The 16,636-nt window shown below is 34.1% G+C and carries 15 protein-coding genes and 1 pseudogene; 4 read left to right on the top strand and 12 right to left on the bottom strand.

The features are described from left to right. The first annotated feature begins 3 nt into the window (after positions 1 to 3). Entirely contained in the window at positions 4 to 867 is an 864-nt protein-coding gene (locus tag OM962_RS02355; RefSeq protein WP_006014093.1) for a WD_0033/WD_0034 family tandem repeat-containing protein, read from the top strand. Between the two features lie 102 nt (positions 868 to 969). On the opposite strand, the gene tnpC (OM962_RS02350) is transcribed toward OM962_RS02355, so the two are convergent. The 3 genes from tnpC (OM962_RS02350) to OM962_RS02340 form a co-directional block, all read right to left on the bottom strand. Continuing rightward, complete coding sequence (tnpC, locus tag OM962_RS02350) at positions 970 to 2,322, bottom strand: IS66 family transposase (protein WP_264330462.1); 1,353 nt, start codon at positions 2,320 to 2,322, stop codon at positions 970 to 972. A 61-nt stretch (positions 2,323 to 2,383) separates the two neighbouring features. Continuing rightward, positions 2,384 to 2,698: a DUF2610 domain-containing protein gene (locus tag OM962_RS02345; RefSeq protein ID WP_264330682.1), complete on the bottom strand. Its 315-nt coding sequence runs from the start codon at positions 2,696 to 2,698 to the stop codon at positions 2,384 to 2,386. After that, entirely contained in the window at positions 2,699 to 3,070 is a 372-nt protein-coding gene (locus OM962_RS02340) for a hypothetical protein (protein WP_264330681.1), read from the bottom strand. A 95-nt stretch (positions 3,071 to 3,165) separates the two neighbouring features. Between OM962_RS02340 and OM962_RS02335 the strand changes: the two genes are divergently transcribed. Beyond that, positions 3,166 to 4,194, top strand: coding sequence for a class I SAM-dependent methyltransferase (locus tag OM962_RS02335; protein WP_264330680.1), 1,029 nt, complete (start codon positions 3,166 to 3,168; stop codon positions 4,192 to 4,194). 834 nt (positions 4,195 to 5,028) lie between these two features. On the opposite strand, the pseudogene OM962_RS07735 reads toward OM962_RS02335, so the two are convergent. The 4 genes and pseudogenes from OM962_RS07735 to OM962_RS02320 all read right to left on the bottom strand — a co-directional run. Continuing rightward, positions 5,029 to 5,127 (bottom strand): annotated as a pseudogene (locus OM962_RS07735) (IS982 family transposase); the annotation flags it as partial. 136 nt (positions 5,128 to 5,263) lie between these two features. Beyond that, entirely contained in the window at positions 5,264 to 6,604 is a 1,341-nt protein-coding gene (locus tag OM962_RS02330) for an ankyrin repeat domain-containing protein (RefSeq protein ID WP_264330679.1), read from the bottom strand. 249 nt (positions 6,605 to 6,853) lie between these two features. Then, entirely contained in the window at positions 6,854 to 7,639 is a 786-nt protein-coding gene (locus OM962_RS02325; RefSeq protein WP_319606740.1) for an ATP-binding protein, read from the bottom strand. Between the two features lie 115 nt (positions 7,640 to 7,754). Beyond that, the gene (locus OM962_RS02320) at positions 7,755 to 8,639 is read right to left on the bottom strand and encodes an ankyrin repeat domain-containing protein (RefSeq protein WP_264330677.1); all 885 of its coding nucleotides are present in this window, start codon (positions 8,637 to 8,639) and stop codon (positions 7,755 to 7,757) included. Between the two features lie 494 nt (positions 8,640 to 9,133). Between OM962_RS02320 and tnpC (OM962_RS02315) the strand changes: the two genes are divergently transcribed. Beyond that, on the top strand, positions 9,134 to 10,486 hold the full coding sequence (tnpC, locus tag OM962_RS02315) for an IS66 family transposase (protein ID WP_264330462.1): 1,353 nt from the start codon (positions 9,134 to 9,136) through the stop codon (positions 10,484 to 10,486). A gap of 289 nt (positions 10,487 to 10,775) precedes the next feature. On the opposite strand, the gene OM962_RS02310 is transcribed toward tnpC (OM962_RS02315), so the two are convergent. From OM962_RS02310 to OM962_RS02295, 4 genes are all read right to left on the bottom strand, one after another. Next, positions 10,776 to 11,603, bottom strand: a complete 828-nt coding sequence (locus tag OM962_RS02310; RefSeq protein ID WP_264330676.1) for an EndoU domain-containing protein — start codon at positions 11,601 to 11,603, stop codon at positions 10,776 to 10,778. Between the two features lie 49 nt (positions 11,604 to 11,652). Further along, a complete protein-coding gene (locus tag OM962_RS02305; protein WP_264331006.1) occupies positions 11,653 to 12,840 on the bottom strand; it encodes a phosphoglycerate kinase in 1,188 nt (395 codons plus the stop codon). A gap of 79 nt (positions 12,841 to 12,919) precedes the next feature. Then, entirely contained in the window at positions 12,920 to 14,197 is a 1,278-nt protein-coding gene (gene glyA, locus OM962_RS02300) for a serine hydroxymethyltransferase (protein WP_264330675.1), read from the bottom strand. Next, entirely contained in the window at positions 14,169 to 15,404 is a 1,236-nt protein-coding gene (locus OM962_RS02295) for an MFS transporter (protein WP_264330674.1), read from the bottom strand. Before OM962_RS02295 ends, glyA begins: the two co-directional genes overlap by 29 nt. A gap of 386 nt (positions 15,405 to 15,790) precedes the next feature. On the opposite strand from OM962_RS02295, the gene OM962_RS02290 reads away from it, so the two are divergent. After that, positions 15,791 to 16,300 carry a hypothetical protein gene (locus OM962_RS02290; protein WP_264330673.1) on the top strand — a complete coding sequence of 170 codons (510 nt, stop codon included), beginning with the start codon at positions 15,791 to 15,793 and terminating at the stop codon, positions 16,298 to 16,300. 16 nt (positions 16,301 to 16,316) lie between these two features. Here the strand turns inward: OM962_RS02290 and OM962_RS02285 are convergent, their stop codons facing one another. Continuing rightward, positions 16,317 to 16,634, bottom strand: a complete 318-nt coding sequence (locus tag OM962_RS02285; RefSeq protein WP_211907571.1) for a DMT family transporter — start codon at positions 16,632 to 16,634, stop codon at positions 16,317 to 16,319. Positions 16,635 to 16,636: the final 2 nt, after the last annotated feature.

Genomic DNA, 16,636 nt, shown 5'->3' with positions numbered 1-16,636 from the left:
AATATGCTAAATCATCAAAATTTAACACGAAAACAAAAAGGTTTGTATTTTCAGCTAAAAAGATCCATATGGAATGGAAGGAGCATCAGTAATATCTTGAAAGCAGCTTCAAGAAATGATTTACTAAAAGTTCTTATCACTGGATGTACTACACGATTTCCAACAGATGGAGTACGCACTTTAACACTGCTTAGCCTAGCCATACATGGAGACAATAATGAATGTGTTAATTCTATTTTAGAACAAGCTCAAAACAATGGTATACTACAAGATATTCTTACTACTGCAAATATTATAAACTATCAAAATGGTTTGATGTACACCTTAACATCGCTTGGCTTTGCCATACATCATAATAAGGGAAGGTATATTAATGTTATTTTAACAAAAGCCCAAGAAAATGGTATATTACAAGATATTCTTGCTTCTAGAAATATTGTACAGTATTTAAATATTATAGCGTATACTTTAACGCCATTTAGCTTTGCTATATATAAAGGCAATAACGAATGTATCAATTCTATTTTAATACGAGTTCAAAATAGTGATACACTGCGAAATATCCTTACTTCTAAAGATATTGTGCAGTTTCCAGGCGTGACGTATGTCATTAAACCACTTGCCTTTGCTATATATAAAGGTAATAATGAATGTGTCAATTCTATTTTAATACGAGCTCAAAATAGTACCATGCTACAAGATGCATTTACTGAAGTAAGTACTGTACTGTTTCCATATGGTAGATATACTTTGAATGCTTGTGAGCTAGCTATAGTTGTTAATGAGAACAATGCTAGTATTAGGACCGCATTAGATAATGTATCTATTTCTTCTAGGTATGTTAGAGAAAATAGCAAAGTTAATTAATTTCTTAAGTAACTCTTTCTTGCAAGTACTACTTTTTTATGTATTTGTTCAGGCAATGGCGTTAACTTAAGAGAATAAATTGTATCCGTTCAGAGGTGTGGTTTAAGAAACAACAGCTAGCAGGTTTTGAAAAGGGTTTAATTCCTTTTGTTTCCAAGTCAGATACAACGAAATTATCCGCTCAAGAAATCTATTCCCTCGCTCTGACTGTGCAAAATATGAATTCTTACGATAGACAACATAATGCCGTATCTGTCGCTCAACATGGTTATTCGTTAATGGAATATTCTCTGGGTCATCCAAAAATGTCCACATCATTGACTCGGATTTTATAATACCCTTTACCGTTCGTGAAGCTCCTTTTGCTTCAAGTATATAAGATATTTTTATCATGCAGTACTGTATGTATCTTCGTAATTCTTTAGCTTGCTTAGTGAACTTTGAAATACTAATTTCATTTTCTGACAAAGCGTTTTTTAATACAAACAATCCATTAGCTGCGTCTTTTAAACAATGGCCAAGTCTCATTACTTCACTATTCCAACTATGAGATAACCTCTCGAAATTTCTCAATAAGTGAGCCCAACAAATTTGTCGTTTTTCATCACTGAAGTGGTTGTAAACTGCATATCTGTCAGTAATTACCAGGTTTTTGTAATCACAAAATGCACTATTCTTTAAAAATTTCATTCCTCTTGTATCTGCTAACTTCATAAGACTTGCTTTATTGTTGGCAAACATCCAGCACCATCCCAATTTGCCTTTGTTGTAGTGACTGGTTTCATCAATATGCAAAATTTCGCTTGCTTTTATTTCTTCCTCTATTTGTTCATAGGCTTCTTTACATTTTGACGAAACCCTTGCTTCACTATTGGACACACTACCAACACTTATACTCATGTTAAAGATGTCTTTCATAATATTCGCTATTTCTCGCTTTGAATTCTTATAAAACCCACTTAGTGATGCAACTACTGACTTAACTCTAGGACCAAAGGTATCCGGTGTAACTCCTTCTGGTAATTTGCTACTCCTTCTTTTTCCGCATTTACGACAGCGACCATGTTCTAATTGATACTCAACTACGTAAGGCTTAATTTCTGGTAAATCAACTTTTTGATAGACATATGGTTTTTCCGATATTGCGATTTCTTCACCACACTCGCATCTATTTGGTAACTCTACCTTCACCACCTCATCTGCTTCCATTTTAGCTCGGCAATTCCCCTTATGTCCAACTTGACCACCTATCTTCCTGCCGCCCTCTGACTTATCTTCTGGTGTGTCTTTTTTTATTTTGTACAGCTCTTTTGAACTTGGTAAAGATGAATTCCTTGAGTTTAAGCCGAGTCTCTCTCTTAGTTCAGCATTCTCTATTTCTAAGATTTTATTTTTTTCTTCAAGCTTTGCTACTTTCTGCTCTAAGTTTTTACATAACTCTACAATACTGATCAACAATTGAAGCATCTAGCCTTACTTTACTATCAACATTTTGTGTTATTACTACTTTAATATATTATGTCAATTGTTTTTTATCCTTGCCACACCTCTGAACGGATACATTTTTTTTATCATTATTACTAACTACAGTAATAGCATATGCACATAATTCTGAAAAAGAGACTCCATTTTCTTTAGATAACTTATATAATTTTTGCAGACTTTCTTTGACTTTATTAGGTATGTTTCCTCCACGCTCCTTTGCAAGCCAGGAATCTTGATGGTGAATTGGATGAGTATCACCCTTTGGATCTCCTATGTATATTGCAAAAGGTGAACTTTGCCCTTTGAAATCACACTGTACAGTAAATTTTTTTATAGACTCAACCATTTAAAGACCTCTGCTTTTCTTTTTAACCGATTTTATAGAAGGTACAAGAGGTGGTTTTTTGATAAAATCTTGCCTATTGAAAACACTTTCTTTCCCTTCCAAAGCTCTGCGAACATCAGCTCTGCTCAATTGTGACTCTTGTGCTAACCTCATTCCATGCTTTACCATAATATTAGCATATGCTAGCACTTTTTTTACTAACTCTAGGTCACCATTCAACATTCGAACTAGTACTTGAAATATTTCTGCTAAAGTTAATCCGTCGGCACCTACAACCTTATTTTCTACAAAATTGATAGCTTCTTTAAATTTATATTCAATACCATAATCTTGAGGTATAAGGGTAACATAATCCGTATCTTGACTATTCATAACCAAAGCACTATCGCCTTTAAACTTATATTATATACATAAATACTCCACTATTTTATAGTATGGCACACTATAGTTAAACATTTATTAATAATATGCTCACTTATATACACAAATTAATTGATAAAAGACAAGGGTCAATATCAATCAGTGATTTTATGAATGCTGCTCTATATCACAAAGAGTATGGTTATTACATGAGTAAATTACCACTTGGCAAAGATGGTGACTTCATTACTGCACCTGAAATTAGTCAGCTATTTGGTGAAACAATTGCAGTGTGGATAATGAATACATGGGAAAAATTAGGAAAGCCATCAAAATTTTCTCTAGTTGAACTTGGACCAGGTAAAGGAACACTCATTCACGATATAATAAGAGTTACTAAAAAATACAGCTGTTTTTTTAGCTCAATGAACATTCACCTAGTTGAAATAAGTCCTCTTTTACAGAAAATACAAAAGGAAAAATTAAAGGGATTAGATATTAATTGGCACACAGATGTCGACAACTTACCAAATCAGCCAACTATTTTTTTTGCAAATGAGTTATTTGACGCCCTTCCAATTGACCAATTTATTTATCGTGATGAGCAGTGGTATGAAAATAGAGTAATAAAACAAGATGATGGCAGTCTTTCATTGTCACTCCAGTGCTTAACCAGACCAAAAACTGGATTCCAGACTGGAATGACAGGGGGTTTCAATGGTGCAGTAGTGGAAGTATGCCTAGCCGGAATCGAAATATTAAAGAAACTTGAGAATAAGATAGTCAATAACGGAGGAGCTGCCCTGATTATAGATTATGGTTATGTATATCCTGAATATAAGAGCACTTTGCAATCGATAAGGCAGCATAAATATACTAATTTTCTTGAAAACGTCGGTAATAGTGACATCACTGCACTTGTGAACTTTCAAGCGTTAAAAGATTCATTAAAATACTTAAATTGTGAGATTTTAACTCAAAGAGAATTTTTATATTTGTTTGGTATAAAGGAAAGAGCGCAAGCTTTAATGGAAAATGCAAGTAATGAACAGAAGAATAAGATCTTCAGTGAATTTTTAAGGTTAACTGAAAATATGGGTACTCTCTTTAAGGTAATGCTGATTCACCATTTGTAGTCTTGTGTAGTTCTTATGTTAAACATACAAATACTAAAAAATTTACAGAATAAAAAAGGTAAAAGAAACGTATCTGTTCAGCAGAGTAGCAAAATAAGATAGACAAGACTATCATAGGAACAAATAGGTGTCATGAAAGTAGCTGACACTGGCAAACAAAAAAGTTACTCAAATGACACCCTTTTGATGCACAATTTTTGGTGCATCACGTACTGATTTTCATCCAAGACGATGTCATGCAAGTAGCTGACACTGGCATCTAGCCTTTTCGCGCAAAAAACGTTGTAAAGTGTTTACCAACTTAGTTGGATCCCAGCTGGAATGACACTTGGTTATGCAAGAAATCTATTGTCAAAAAAAATTACTTCCGCATATTTTGAATCTGATTATAATGACAATTAGAGATATTTTAAGAGCTCAAAATCTCTCTTTGTCTGCAGACTTTCAGTTAACTTTTCAATAAAAAACGTAGCGTATCTTTTTCAGCGTATACACACGTCTGTCATATGTGCGCTGCATTTTTTTCTAATCTTTTTATACAGGAGGATTTTATGTCCAGAATTCCAGATACTTGACCTTTACTTTAGCTAATAACAGGCGCCTGTGATTTTTATAAAGAAAGTGTAGGAAATAACCAAAAACTGTTTCCAGGCATAAATTTGCCATGTATACCTAAAAAGTAATTATATTAGCATAATATTCATACTTATATGCCAATATTAATATTCTTTGAATTGAAGAATATTATGGAACAACAAGCATCAAACAAAGATATAGGGATTAAATTTAGACAGGATCAATAATGCTATATACCCCAGTTATGGATTATCTGAGTCAATAAAGCTTAGAAATAGAGGGCTTTTTCGACTGCATGGAATACGAAATTAATGTTGAAAAAATATGTACCAAAAAATTTATGTGGGATCTATGCCGAAGCTCAAATTGCATGACACCATTTATTTTTATGGTTTTGTCTATTTTATTTTGCCACTCTGCTAAACGGATACATTTAATTCCATTTTTATCGAGCAGATAATTGTCATATATTAGCTTAGTTCTCCTGTTATACTTAAATATAAATCAGCATAGCCCTAATTTTTTTATATATTTTACTTCTTTCTCTATATTTAATAATAGGCTTGAAAATAAATGGTAAACCTATAATTGTTAAGCTTAGAGCTAGGATTGAAAGTACACAAAAGGCTTTGTGTTTACTATGTAGCTCTTTCAAGTAAAGCATCAAAAACCTACAAAATTTTTTGTAATTTTCTTCAATATTTTTTTTGCTATGAGCCTTGTCAATAAACATATCTATTGCAGTATAATCATTACTACAATTAATTGCCCCTTTTTCTATTAATAGCTGAGCTATATCAAAATAATCCTTTTGAATAGTAAGATGCAGAGGTGAAAAACCTTGTTGATCACAAATATTCATATTGGCTTTTACTGCTAACAACATTCTTACAATTTCTACATGGCCTTTTTTAGCTGCAAGTAGCAGAGGAGTTCTGTTGCATCTAGTGACGGCATTAACGTTTACCTTAAGCTCCAATAAGAACTTAACTGCTTTAGTATCACCATTATAGCTAGCTTTATGTAACCTGGTGTTACCGCTACAATCTTGGTCATCTGCTTCTATTCCCTTTGAAACAAGAAATGTTACCATTTGCCTATTATTATGCTTAATAGCGCAATCCAGTGCATCAAAACCATGTTTGTTTTTTGTGCAAATAAACTCTTTTAACCTAGCTTTTGCTTGCTTTACAATAAGCTTTACCAGTTGCATTTTGTTGTTATATGCTGCTAGAAAAAGCGTAGTATTATTTTCTGCATCTTTTGCTTCTATGTTTGCACCTTTCTTTATCAGATATTCTATAATCTCTGCTCTACTTTCATAATGTGTAGTACATTGATAAATGGTCAAAAATAAAGGAGTACGAAAGTTGTTATCTTCACATTCAAGATTTGCTCCGCTATCAATTAAAATCTGGACGCTCTTTTTAGAACCGTATAATGAAGCTATGTGAAGAGGAGTATAGCCTTCCTCAGCATCTTTTTCATTAATTTTTGCGCCTTTTGTTATTAAAAAATCCATTAATTCTGTGTCATCTTGTAGTGTAGCAAGGTGAAGTGGAGTAAATCCATTTTTATCTCTAGAATTAATTGTCAGTTGATTAACAAGAAGTTTAGCAATTTTTTTGTGTCCATGCATAATAGCATAATGGAGTGGATTTCTATTTTCGTTGTCTACAACATTAAAGTCAGCTTCGTGCTCTAATAATGATTTTACTCCAACTAAATCGCCTTCTTTTGTAAACTTATGCAAGAGAGTGACTCCGCTTACATCTTTTGAGTTAATATCAAATCCACTTTCTACCAATTGATGTATGTCTTCCTCACACGCCATACCATTTTAATTAAACCCTTTTCGCATTAACAATACTCCCACTTAATTAAGTTTGAATGAATCTGTAAGAGAGAGATAAATGTTAGGGAGATTTGTGATAAATAGTAAGAAAAAGAACAGAAAGTCAAAATCTATCTAACACAATTAAAATCACTATTTTACCTGCTTTCTCTGTACTCTATCTCTACTTTTGCATTTACATTCGCTGAATCACTTTCCTGCTTTACAATAAGGAGATCCATATGTTTTTTATTTAGCTAAGCCACAATATTTTTTTAATTCTCTAAAATTCAAAATATTTCCCCAACCTTCTATCAAGCTACTCACTTTTTTATTCTCATTCCCAACTTCAATCTTTTTAGATTTAAGACGTTTAAGTACATTATTGAAATCATCTATGGTCACTGTCACTTTTAGCTCTTCATCTTCTGACTCTTCTTCGCAAATCTGATCTACAGCATGAAGTTTTGCTTCATTTACCAAATTTTCTAGATCAGCTCCTGAAAAACCATTAGTTTCTTCTGCAAGTTCTGCTAGATTTACATCTGGTGCCATTGGCACTTTCTTCGTATAAAGACCCAATATTTTTTCACGTAGGCTTTTATCTGGTAAAAGAATTTCAATATGTTTAGAGAGGCGACCTGATCTAATTACTGCTTCATCTAAACTTTCTAGACGATTAGTTGCAGCAATGACTGTCACGCCTTCTATAGGATTAAAACCATCAAGCTCGCATAAAAACTGATTTACAATTCGGTTGTGTTCTTCATCACTTCGTCCACTATTACTACGTTTTGTACAAACAGCATCTATTTCATCTATAAAGACTATGCAAGGAGCATTTTCTCTCGCTTTTGCAAAAAGATCTTTTATGTAATGTGCGCTGTGTCCAGCATATTTTTGCATACATTCAGATCCAGAAACGCTAATAAATTTAGCATTAGCTTCACATGCAATTGCACGAGCAATAAGAGTTTTACCATTTCCAGGTGGACCATATAAAATATAGCCTGTTGGCATTTTGCAACTTAGCATTTCAAGAGCTTTCTTCTTCTTCTCTGATATATGACCACAAATCATTTTTAACTCTTTTCTTACTTCATCTGAAACAATAACATCATCAAGTGTTACTTTTTTCTGCTTGTCTGGATCAACTATCTCTTCTAGAAGAGCCTTTTATTGCACAAACAAGATCATTTAATTTTTTTGAGCGCGTTGCTTTATTAACCGATTTTTTTTCATCACTCACTTCTTCAATATTTATTATGTTTGAATCTTGCTCGTTTTTAATCTCATTTTCAGCATCCAATTCAGCCGCTTTGTACGTAATATATTTAGCTATAGATGCAAATGCATACAAAATACTTACACACAATAACACCTTTAATACAGGCACATCAGGTACAATTAAATTAACCGCAACAATTGATGTTGCCATAGCAGCACCTAACAACAACATTGAGCCAAAAACGATATAACCTTGAATTTTCGCTTTTTTCAGCTGCATTAAGTATCCAGAGCCATTAGGATGCTTGAATGCATAAATATTCACTGGAGTTTTACCATGAAAATTCTTTAACCAAGGATCTGCATTTTTTCTTATTAGAATTGATATTGTTTTTCTACTTCCATTATCTGCAGCATAATGCAAAGGGGTATTGCCCTCTTTATCCATTACATTAACACTTATTCCTTTATTTAAGAAAAATTCTACTACTTCAACATGACCATTTTCAGCAGCTAAATGTAAAGGAATCTTCTCGCGCCTACTATCTTTCTTATTAACATCAGCTCCTGCTGCTACCAGAACTTTTGCTACGTTTTCAAAGCCACCTCTAGCAGCTACGTGCAACAATGTAAGTTCTTGACTAAATAAATGATTTACATCAGATTCAACTTTCCTCCACTCTTCATGTAGATCTTGATTCTGTTTCTTTAGTTCTTCTTGTATTTCCTGAATTATATTATCTTCATTTAAATCTGTCTTATCGTTAATTATACTCAGTACTTCTGCTAGTAATTGATCACTTGTCATAATCTCATCTTTAATCTTAAATGATATATTTAATTATTATATAATTAAAATAAAAATTCAATATTTATTTGAAACAAGGTAATAATTGGATTGTGAATAGCAAATTAGGTCCTATCATCCAAGTAGCCCCATCTCACACTACTGTCATCCCAGTGCCCAGACACCAGCCTTTCTTACCAACAAAAACTTAGCATAACTTTTGTTCTCAAAAAATTTCTTGATTCCAGTGGGCTTTGTTGCATAGCTCAGATAAAAAGAACTGGAAGTTACTGACGAAATTCACTATAAAACAGGCATTTAACCTACGAAAGAAAAATATGCCAACTAAAATGAAGGTCAGTAACTGCCATGGATATAACAGATTTCTGCAAGAAAGAGGAAATATTTTGTATCCGTTCAGAGGTGTGGCAAGGATAAAAAACAATTGACATAATATATTAAAGTAGTAATAACACAAAATGTTGATAGTAAAGTAAGGCTAGATGCTTCAATTGTTGATCAGTATTGTAGAGTTATGTAAAAACTTAGAGCAGAAAGTAGCAAAGCTTGAAGAAAAAAATAAAATCTTAGAAATAGAGAATGCTGAACTAAGAGAGAGACTCGGCTTAAACTCAAGGAATTCATCTTTACCAAGTTCAAAAGAGCTGTACAAAATAAAAAAAGACACACCAGAAGATAAGTCAGAGGGCGGCAGGAAGATAGGTGGTCAAGTTGGACATAAGGGGAATTGCCGAGCTAAAATGGAAGCAGATGAGGTGGTGAAGGTAGAGTTACCAAATAGATGCGAGTGTGGTGAAGAAATCGCAATATCGGAAAAACCATATGTCTATCAAAAAGTTGATTTACCAGAAATTAAGCCTTACGTAGTTGAGTATCAATTAGAACATGGTCGCTGTCGTAAATGCGGAAAAAGAAGGAGTAGCAAATTACCAGAAGGAGTTACACCGGATACCTTTGGTCCTAGAGTTAAGTCAGTAGTTGCATCACTAAGTGGGTTTTATAAGAATTCAAAGCGAGAAATAGCGAATATTATGAAAGACATCTTTAACATGAGTATAAGTGTTGGTAGTGTGTCCAATAGTGAAGCAAGGGTTTCGTCAAAATGTAAAGAAGCCTATGAACAAATAGAGGAAGAAATAAAAGCAAGCGAAATTTTGCATATTGATGAAACCAGTCACTACAACAAAGGCAAATTGGGATGGTGCTGGATGTTTGCCAACAATAAAGCAAGTCTTATGAAGTTAGCAGATACAAGAGGAATGAAATTTTTAAAGAATAGTGCATTTTGTGATTACAAAAACCTGGTAATTACTGACAGATATGCAGTTTACAACCACTTCAGTGATGAAAAACGACAAATTTGTTGGGCTCACTTATTGAGAAATTTCGAGAGGTTATCTCATAGTTGGAATAGTGAAGTAATGAGACTTGGCCATTGTTTAAAAGACGCAGCTAATGGATTGTTTGTATTAAAAAACGCTTTGTCAGAAAATGAAATTAGTATTTCAAAGTTCACTAAGCAAGCTAAAGAATTACGAAGATACATACAGTACTGCATGATAAAAATATCTTATATACTTGAAGCAAAAGGAGCTTCACGAACGGTAAAGGGTATTATAAAATCCGAGTCAATGATGTGGACATTTTTGGATGACCCAGAGAATATTCCATTAACGAATAACCATGTTGAGCGACAGATACGGCATTATGTTGTCTATCGTAAGAATTCATATTTTGCACAGTCAGAGCGAGGGAATAGATTTCTTGAGCGGATAATTTCGTTGTATCTGACTTGGAAACAAAAGGAATTAAACCCTTTTCAAAACCTGCTAGCTGTTGTTTCTTAAACCACACCTCTGAACGGATACCTTTTTTGCCTTCTCTATCATCATAATTTAAACTCGGTGCAGGATCTAAAAAATATTGGATTTTTTAATGATGTTTTCAAATCTTGAAAATCGTTCTCAATATCACTTAAACAAGATTGTTGTCCATATACAAGAGGCGCTACAAGCAGCAACAGAAATAAAACAGACAAACATTTTTTTACTATAAGTCTCATGCAGCTTTACAAATTGCCCACAATATAACTAAATTAACATAATACGCATAAAATGTTTACTTTTTTTCAGCTAATCAAGGCTTGCTACAGCTACAATTAGTACTTTTATCATTACATTTTGGTGTTAAGTCAGGATAGAACGTAAGTATAGCGTCATTCTTTCTCACAAACACTGATTGATAATTGGCATCTTCCATTTTATACAGACACATTCCATCTTTTCCCAATTCCTTAAACGCCTTAGTTGCAGAAACTAAAATATCATCAGCATGAAGGTTATGTGCATACCCATTTGGGCACTTAACTTTTACTTCTCCACCCTTACCTAAGTATTTCATTCCAAACGTGTAAACAGGTGGCTTAATATCTAATTTATTGCACAGAGATTTATTACCCCAAATTGCACCCGCCCACTTATTTTCTTGAGCCTCAACATATCTACCTACAAAATGCATACCACCAAGTCCCAATCTATCTGGTTCACCACAAAAAATATGTCCAAATCCTATAGTTTCTTTCTCAACTCCGCTATTTGTAAACCAAATCTTAGTCAATTCATCTTTAAATAACCCCAAGCCTGCATTTGGTGTAGCCACTTGATGATCGAGCTTATCGTATATCCTTTTCAGCACTTCTTGATGCTGCGGACAATCAAGTAAAATTCTGAAATCTTCTTCATCAGGGTGTGTTCCCCAATCTCCACAAACTCTTAATACTCCTCTATCAAAATCAGTCAGCTCCGGAAGTGGTGGAATATAGTCTGGATCTGAAGAATCTGTTTTGAAAAACGGCTCAAAACTAATTCGTGAATTTGTACCATCAAGATAGTGCTCCTTAATGTAAAAAACAAATCCTATTACTGGTATTATCAAGCACAAGATTAACTTAGCTATTTTCGACATAATCATATTCATAAAGAAGCTAGGGTATAAGCAACAACTTAAAAAAGTTTTAATCTAATGTTGATCGCAGTCCTGGCATCTCATCACCACTTAGCCAACTTAAAAACGCTCCCCCACCAGTTGAAATATATGTAAAATCTTTATCGGCAAGACCTGCAGCATTTACTGCAGATAGGCTATCTCCTCCCCCTATTACACTGGTTAATTTTCCTTCGTGTGTCAAATCACTTACTACTCTCATAACCTCTACTGTACCATTTGCAAAAGCTGAATGTTCAAAAACACCAATAGGTCCGTTCCACAGCAGAGTTTTACTGCTTGCTATTATACCGCTTATTGTGCTTAAAGTTTGAGGTCCGATATCTAAAATTATATCACCGTCCAAAATGGATTCAGTTTTTCTTAAAACGCCAGTGCTATAATCAGAATTTACTGCAACCAAAACGTCTTCTGGCACAACTATTTTGCAATTGTTTTTATTTGCCGTCTCAACAATATCGTGCAGAAGATCATCAACACCATTTTGAAAAAAAGACTTGCCTATATTAACTTTATTAAATAACAAAAAATTATTAGCAATTGCGCCGCCCAGAATAAGGTAATCAACCTTTTCTGCTAGCTTTATAAGCATTTTTATTTTAGTTGATATTTTAGCTCCACCAACTATCGCAGTAATAGGTTTAGCGTCAAACGATATAGCTTGCTCAAGATACTTTAGCTCATCTTGCAAGCAAAATCCTGCATAAGAAGGTAAAAATTCCGTAATGCGTGAAATAGAAGCGTGAGCTCTGTGAGAGCAAGAAAACGCATCATTTATATATATATCTGCTAGAGATGCTAATTGTTTAGCAAAATTTGAATCATTCTGCTCTTCTTCTTTATAAAACCTCAGATTCTCTAGTAATATTATATCTCCTCCATCCATCGCATTTATTGCTCTTTGTACTCTCTCACCAATACAATCATCAATAAATTTCACTTCTTTGCTTAGCAGCCGCGATAAAGTTTCAACTACGTTTTTTAGCGATAAGTTACTGTCTTTGGCTTTTGGACGCCCAAAATGTGAGATAACAATAACTTTTGCACCCGCATTTGCTAAATATTGAATGGTAGGTAGAGCTCTCAAAATACGAGTGGCATCACAAATTCTTCCATTTTTTATAGGAACATTGAAGTCAACCCTGAGCAGAACATTTTTATTGTGAAAATCACAACTCTCTATGCTAGGTACATTTATCATAAAATTAAAGAGCTATAAAATCACTATACAATAGTTTAATCCAAAGTAAAGGAAGGAAATTTGAATGCCAAATAAATTAATAAATAGGAAAATTACTACAAATCCTTTCAACTTTAGTTTTTACTGCTCTTTCAATATCAAGGCTATTTCCATCAATTAATCCCTGAATTATTTCATTTATCAGATCAGCTATCTCTTTAAAATCTTTTTTCTCAAGTCCGCGTGTTGTCTCAGCAGCGGTACCAAAACGGAGCCCTGAAGTAATGGTTGGTTTTTCTGTGTCAAACGGCACGGAGTTTTTATTGCAGGTAATTCCAGCTCTTTCAAGGCTATTCACAACGTCTTTTCCAGTCAATTTCCGTGATCTTAAATCAACTAGCACTATATGAGAGTCAGTGCCACCGGTTATAATGTTCAGCCCATGCCCTTGCAGCGCTTGAGCTAACACTTTCGCATTTTCCACAACTTTTTTACTATAAGTTTTAAACTCTGGCGCTAATGCTTCCTTAAATGCAACAGCTTTTGCAGCTATCACATGCATAAGCGGTCCACCTTGCAACCCTGGAAAAACTGCAGACTGAATTTTTTTATGTAACGCTTCATCATTTGTCATTACCACTCCGCCACGAGGACCTCGTAGAGTCTTGTGAGTTGTTGAAGTTATAACATGCGCATATTTGGCAGGTGATGGGTAACAACCTGCAGCAATAAGCCCTGAATAGTGAGCAATATCTGCAAGCAGATATGCACCAACTTTATTCGCAATTTTGCGAAAGCGCTCGAAATCTATTTCTCTTGGATAAGCAGAAGCACCAGCAATGATTAGCTTCGGTTTATGCTCCAGCGCTAGCCTTTCCACCTCATCCATATCAAGCAGGTAAGTGTCTCTATTAACTGTATACTGGATCGACTTAAACCACTTACCAGAAAGGTTTGGTGCTGCACCATGAGTTAAATGTCCACCACAATTCAGTGACAATCCAAGTATTGTATCACCCGGAGCAAGTAGTGAAGCAAACACTGCTTGATTTGCCTGAGAACCAGAGTGAGGTTGAACGTTTGCAAATTTAACACCAAACAGCTTACAAAGCCTTTCTATAGCCAGATTTTCAACTTCATCTACATACTCACAGCCACAGTAATATCTTTTACCAGGATAACCTTCTGCATATTTATTAGTCAGAAAAGAACCCTGTGCTTCCATCACTGCTTTACTTGCAAAATTCTCCGATGCAATCAATTGCAACTGCGATCTTTGACGCTGCAGTTCCTTCTCTATAGAGAGATAAACTTCATTATCACAAGACTTTAAATTATTTCCAGAGTTACAAATCCTTTCTGAAGCAATTGTCATAAGACCTTTTCCTTAACCACATAAATCCAAAAACAGCCAAAAGCAGACATACAGGAATAATTGATATTGCTTTTACCAGCAAATCAGTACCATACAAAGGATTTCCTTGTATTACCGTTCCATTCCAACATAAGTCTATTATTTTTGCAATTCCAGTATGAAAAAAATAGCCAAAAACCATAACTATCATGTTTGATACAGCTGTGGCCAAGCCTACCAAGTTATTGTTTACATAACTTATTGCCTTGTAAATAGTAATTACCTGATACCCAGATGCAAAGCCGATAACAAGAAGTGTAGGTAATGCAATATATAAACCGCCAACTTGTGTAAAAAGCAAAAGAAAGCTAGCGATCATTGCAAAAGAACACGCAATAATCACCTCGTAATGTTTGTCTGGATACTTCTCCAGTAAATAAGCGAGAAAGAATGATCCAGCCCCCATACCTATAAACATAAGGGAAGAAAGCGAAGATGCCAGATCCCCGGTCATTTGATATGCTTCACATAAGAACGCTTTTGCCCAACCATCAGCAAAACCTTCTAATGGTCCAACCATTAAGCCACCAAAAAAGCTGATTAGAATGATATGTTTATTGAAAAGTACAGTCTTTAAATCTTGAAGTATGTTGTCATTTCTACTCTCCTCTATGTTACTTTTTGGCGTTATTAAAAGCAACAACAGAGCAAGCAAACAACCAAACGCTGAGAAAGTATATATAACATAATTCCAACCAAATTTATTGAGCAAGAAGTCTAGAGGTAATCCACCATAAATAGCTCCCAGTAACCCTATTATTATAGATAAACTAGCCATCCTTGCTGATTTTTCTTGTGAGAAATACATACTTGCAACTTTAAAGAGCCCAATTGCCGAAGCAGATGACCCAACTCCAACAATCATTCTACCAAGTATTGAGTAATACCACTCATCAAAGCATATTAGTGGTAATGTCCCAGCAAACGTTAAGACAATACACGCAGGCAAAACAAACTTTGGCCCAAATCTATCAAGGGCAAGACCAACAGGTATGTGAGCAAGCGTATAGCCTATATAATATAGCCCACCAAATTGACCAACATCTGTAATACTTATGTTAAATTTCGTTATTAATTCAGGTGCGATTATATTTGGAATTACACGTAATATATACTGGTATGCATAAAATAGTGATGCTAGCAACCATATGAAAAAGTTTCTCTGCAATGCTGATATTACCTAAAAACAGGATTATAGGTATTTTATCAGCAAGGAGCAACACTTTTGTAGATAGCTACTCTAATCCGAGTATCTTTCTAAAAGAGACCTTTTAGCATATCTATAACTGGTTCATGGATAAGGTATATGAAAAAAATTATACCACAGATGATAAGGATTTTTATAATTTTACCCTTGTTCATCTTAAGCTTTATTTTTTTTACTATAAGTTTTAGTTTTGTTACAAAATTCATTTTACTTACGCTTTTATTTCGTGATAACAATTATATTTTAAATAATATAATTTTCAATGAAATTCAGTATCAGAAACGCTGCAGTTAACTAAATATTAACCTTTTCGTGTGTAAAATATAATATAAAAGCAAGGTGAGTGAATGAATATAAACACAGCAGACAACACACTACAAAACTACACAACAAAATACATTGAACAAACATTTACCGCACACACAGGCAATAGATACGACAAGTTGTACAGGGAACTCTTAAGCAGCTTAGAAGAAATAATAAAGCTTACTATAAACGAAGCAAAACAATATGATGAAAGCCTAGAAGAATTACATAACGATTCAAGATTTAATAAGAAATTTGTTCAAGCCTTCGCCAAATATCAGGTGATGGAATTCTTAAACACTCATCCAAAGAAGAAAGAGATCGTTGCAGAATTTAACGATGAGCATCACATCAACGAAAGCGATTTAAAAATTTTAAAGGAAGGAAAAGATTTAGTGAATAAAATAAACGATATTAACTTAATCCAACAAAATGAGAAAAATGAAATATTGAACATTAGAAAGGTACTTTCTAAATCAATAGGAATGCCCTCTTCGAGAACTGAAAAATCCAAAGCAACTTTAGTAGAAAGTCCTGAAATGGTAAAATAGACGTACTTAATTTTTTTTAATTGGAAAATACTTTTAATCCTATGATACCCAGCACTACCAAAGCAAGGGAAAATAAACGCCCCAAATTTACTGGGTCATTAAAAAACATTATTCCTATTATCGCTGCACCTATAGAGCCTATACCAGTCCAAACTGCATAAGATGTTCCAAGAGGAATAGACTTCATTGCTAACGATAGCCAGTAAAGACTCACAGAACCGCTAACTAAAATAATTACTACAGGTATAACACGAGTAAAGCCATTGCTATATTTCAGTGCTGTGGTCCATATTATTTCAACCAAACCAGCTAATAGCAAATACACCCAAGCCATAA

Origin of the sequence: Wolbachia endosymbiont (group B) of Erebia ligea (genome assembly GCF_947179575.1) — a bacterium.
Taxonomy (GTDB): Bacteria; Pseudomonadota; Alphaproteobacteria; order Rickettsiales; family Anaplasmataceae; genus Wolbachia; species Wolbachia pipientis_C.
This window is presented reverse-complemented; position numbering and strand designations above follow the sequence as displayed.

Coding starts and splice junctions, on each gene's coding strand:
- OM962_RS02355 (WP_006014093.1), top strand. CDS start 4: ATGCTAAATCATCAAAATTTAACACGAAAACAAAAAGGTTTGTATTTT.
- OM962_RS02345 (WP_264330682.1), bottom strand. CDS start 2,698: ATGGTTGAGTCTATAAAAAAATTTACTGTACAGTGTGATTTCAAAGGG.
- OM962_RS02340 (WP_264330681.1), bottom strand. CDS start 3,070: ATGAATAGTCAAGATACGGATTATGTTACCCTTATACCTCAAGATTAT.
- OM962_RS02335 (WP_264330680.1), top strand. CDS start 3,166: ATGCTCACTTATATACACAAATTAATTGATAAAAGACAAGGGTCAATA.
- OM962_RS02330 (WP_264330679.1), bottom strand. CDS start 6,604: ATGGCGTGTGAGGAAGACATACATCAATTGGTAGAAAGTGGATTTGAT.
- OM962_RS02325 (WP_319606740.1), bottom strand. CDS start 7,639: ATGCTAAGTTGCAAAATGCCAACAGGCTATATTTTATATGGTCCACCT.
- OM962_RS02320 (WP_264330677.1), bottom strand. CDS start 8,639: ATGACAAGTGATCAATTACTAGCAGAAGTACTGAGTATAATTAACGAT.
- OM962_RS02310 (WP_264330676.1), bottom strand. CDS start 11,603: ATGTCGAAAATAGCTAAGTTAATCTTGTGCTTGATAATACCAGTAATA.
- glyA (WP_264330675.1), bottom strand. CDS start 14,197: ATGACAATTGCTTCAGAAAGGATTTGTAACTCTGGAAATAATTTAAAG.
- OM962_RS02290 (WP_264330673.1), top strand. CDS start 15,791: ATGAATATAAACACAGCAGACAACACACTACAAAACTACACAACAAAA.
- OM962_RS02285 (WP_211907571.1), bottom strand. CDS start 16,634: ATGGCTTGGGTGTATTTGCTATTAGCTGGTTTGGTTGAAATAATATGG.